The sequence below is a fragment of the Streptomyces spongiae genome, assembly GCF_009377185.1.
GTDB lineage: Bacteria > Actinomycetota > Actinomycetes > Streptomycetales > Streptomycetaceae > Streptomyces > Streptomyces spongiae.
The window spans coordinates 1-3,262 of sequence record NZ_VJZC01000838.1; the positions used below are offsets into that span (position 1 = coordinate 1).

Here is a 3,262-nt window from a genome sequence, read left to right on the forward strand (position 1 = left end):
CCCCCATACCCCCCGATGACCTGCCTCGGGGCGCGGTAACGTCTCTCGTACCGCTTACGCAACGCACCCGCCCCGGAGGGGACTTCGTGGGGATCGAGAGTGATCAGGTCGTCTTTGAGTATCTGAGCCGGGTCGGTGACCTGGCCCAGCAGCGGCAGGTGCCGTCGGCGGCGCGGATGCGGCTCGTGGCGGAGTTGCGTAACGAGATCGACCGGCGGCGGGCGAAGGTGGCGGTGGACAGTCCGGCCGCGGTGCGCCGAATCCTCGCCCGGCTCGGCACCCCGGACGAGGTCGTGGCCTCCGCGGGGGGCTCGGAGGCCGGCGCGCCGGAGGCGCCCCGCGCCGCCGTTCCCGTCCAGCGGGAGAGTGAACCGGAGGACCGGCCCAAGGGACTGCGCCGGGTCGTGCCCCGGCCGCGCGCCGCCGATCCCGCACCGGCGCCGCGCCCGGACGACGGGCCCACCCCGCCGCACCTCGCCGGACTCGACGAACTCGGTGACAGCGCCGGACAGATCGACTGGTGGCAGGGGGACGGCAACCCCATGGCCCGTCCGCAGGGCGGTCTGCACGGGAGCAACTTCGATCTCGGTGACAGCGTGCCCGGGTTCGTCGGGGGCGTGGAGATCCCCGAGTTGCTGAAGCCTCCTCCGGAGAAGGAGAGGGAGAAGCCGAAGCCGACCGGTGAGCCCGAGCCGAAACAGGGCCCGCTCAGTCTTGAGAAGGAGCTGGGCGAGGAGGACGCGGCGGGGGCCGAGGCCGACGTGCCCGTCGGGCGTGCGCGGCGGCGTGTTCTTCCGCGGCTGCGGCCCGGCGGGGGCTGGAACAACCCCCTGCTCCTCCTCGCCGCCGCCCTCCTCGTCGCGGGCGCCGTCGTCGGCAGCCTCGTTCCGCTCGCCCTCGGCTGGCTGATCGCCTATCTGTCCCGCCGTCTCACCCCGAACCAGTCCAAGTGGGCCGTCCTGGGCGTCCCCGGAACGGTCGGCGCCGCCTGGATCGTCTGGCTGTGGGGGCGTACGGAGGGCCGGTGGGGCGACCCCATCGCCGAGGGGCACATGAGCGACGCGATCAGCGACACCTGGCCCTGGACCCTGCGCGCCGCGGCCGTCGCCTCCGCCCTCTACCTGCTCTGGCGGTCCCAGCGCCCGCAGTAGGCCCCTGGTGTGTCCCGGCGCCCGCAGTAGGCCCCTGGCGCGTCCCGGCGACCGCTCACGCCCCGCCTCCCGCCGCACGCACCGTACGGCTGCGGATGATCAGCCAGATCAGGTACGGCGCCCCCACGGCGGCCGTCAGCACGCCCACCGGCAGTTCCGTGGGGGAGAAGAGGCGGCGGGCCAGCAGGTCCGCCAGGACCACGATGCACGCGCCGAGCAGTGCCGAGGAGACCAGGGGGATCTGCGGCGTGCGTGTCAGACGGCGGGCGATCTGGGGGGCCAGGAGGGCGACGAAGTCCACCGGGCCGGCCGCTCCCGTCGCCGTCGACGCCAGCACCACGCCCAGGGCCACCAGACCGAGCCGTACCCGCCCGAGCCGTACGCCCAGCGCGACCGCCGTCTCGTCGTCCAGGCCGACCGTCCGCTGCGCCCGCGCCGCCCACACCACGGCGGGTAGAAGGACGAGCAGTGCCCAGCCCAAGGGGCGCGCTTCGGCCCAGCCGCGGCCGTTCAGCGAGCCCGTCATCCAGATCTGCGCCTGCTGGGCCACCAGGTAGTCGCCCTTGGTCATCAGGAGGGTGGTCACCGACCGCAGCGCGATCGCGCAGCCGATGCCGATCAGGACGAAGCGGGTCGCCTGGAGGCCGCCTCGCCAGGCCAGGACGTAGACCAGCGTGGCTGCGATCAGACCGCCCGCCACCGACAGGTACGGCAGGACCGCGTACGACGTCACCCCGAACGTCATCGCCGCGACCGTCACCGCGCTCGCGCCCTGGCTGATCCCGATGACGTCGGGGCTGGCCAGGGGGTTCCGGGCGACCGTCTGGATCAGGCCGCCCGCCACCCCGAACGCGGCGCCCACCAGGAGGCCCACCGCAAGTCGCGGCTCCCGCAGCGTGCCCACGATCAGTTCGGCGGACGAGGGCTGTCCCGTGAGGACCTTGAGGACCTCGCCCACAGGTACGAAACGCTCGCCCACGCACAGATACGCCAGGCTCGTCGCCGCCAGGAGCACGGTCAGGGCCAGGGCGACCAGGGTGGCCCTGCGGTGCAGCAGGACGGACGTGCGGCCCGCTCGCAGGACCGAGTAGCCGGCCGGGTCCAGGACGCTCATGCGGGCACCGCCCTGCCACGTACCAGGAACACCAGGAACGGCACTCCGATCAGCGCGGTCATCACGCCCGCCGGGACCTCGGCCGGCGGGAACAGGACCCGGCCGACGGTGTCCGAGACGAGCAGCATGGTGGGTCCCAGCAGCGCCGACAGCGGCAGCACCCAGCGGTGCGCCTGGCCGACCAGCGCGCGGGCCAGGTGCGGGACGGCGAGGCCCACGAAGGCGAGCGGGCCGGCGGCGGCCACCCCGACGCCGGTGAGGACCGTGGCGCCGAGCCCGGCCACGACCCGTACGGTCGCGACGCGGTGCCCGAGCCCGCGCGCCACGTCGTCGCCCAGCGCGAGCGCGTCGAGCCCACGGGCCACCGACAGCACGAGCAGGGCCCCCGGCAGCAGGAACGGCCACACCTGCCCCACGAGCTCCGCGTCCCGTCCGGCCAGCGAACCCACCTGCCAGAACCGGAACTCGTCCAGCGCCGACGCCCTGGTCGTCAGCACGGCCGAGGTCACGGACACCAGCAGCGCGTTGACCGCCGCCCCGCCCAGGGCCAGCTTCACCGGGGTCGCGCCGCCCCGCCCGCTCGACGCGATGGCGTACACCACGACCGAGGCGATCCCCGCGCCCACGAACGCGAACCAGACGTAGCCGGTGAGCGTGTGCACCCCCGCGAACGCGATGGCCAGGACCACACCGACCGCGGCCCCCTGGCTGACGCCGAGCACCCCCGGGTCGGCGATGGGGTTGCGGGTGATGCCCTGGAGGGCGGCTCCGGCCAGCGCGAGGCCCGCCCCGACCATGAGCCCGACGAGGGTGCGGGGCAGCCGCAGGCTCCGTACGACGTCGGCGGCGGCGCTGTCCCCGCCGTGCAGCAGCGCGTCGAGCACCGCCGAGGGAGCCAGGGCACGGGCGCCGACCGCGAGGCTCAGCAGTACCGCGAGGCCCAGTGCCACGACGGCCGCCGTCATCACGAGGACGCGTCGGGCGGCGGGCATGGGCG

The 3,262-nt window shown here is 74.7% G+C and carries 3 protein-coding genes; 1 reads left to right on the forward strand and 2 read right to left on the reverse strand.

The genetic code is table 11. From position 1 onward, the window contains the following. The first annotated feature begins 86 nt into the window (after positions 1-86). Positions 87-1,151, forward strand: a complete 1,065-nt coding sequence (locus FNH08_RS47530; protein ID WP_322726589.1) for a hypothetical protein — start codon at positions 87-89, stop codon at positions 1,149-1,151. A 55-nt stretch (positions 1,152-1,206) separates the two neighbouring features. Here FNH08_RS47530 and FNH08_RS47535 read toward each other — a convergent pair whose 3' ends face one another. Beyond that, a complete protein-coding gene (locus FNH08_RS47535; protein WP_152778121.1) occupies positions 1,207-2,265 on the reverse strand; it encodes a FecCD family ABC transporter permease in 1,059 nt (352 codons plus the stop codon). Then, the gene (locus FNH08_RS47540; protein WP_152778123.1) at positions 2,262-3,257 is read right to left on the reverse strand and encodes a FecCD family ABC transporter permease; all 996 of its coding nucleotides are present in this window, start codon (positions 3,255-3,257) and stop codon (positions 2,262-2,264) included. Before FNH08_RS47540 ends, FNH08_RS47535 begins: the two co-directional genes overlap by 4 nt. Positions 3,258-3,262 lie beyond the last annotated feature (5 nt).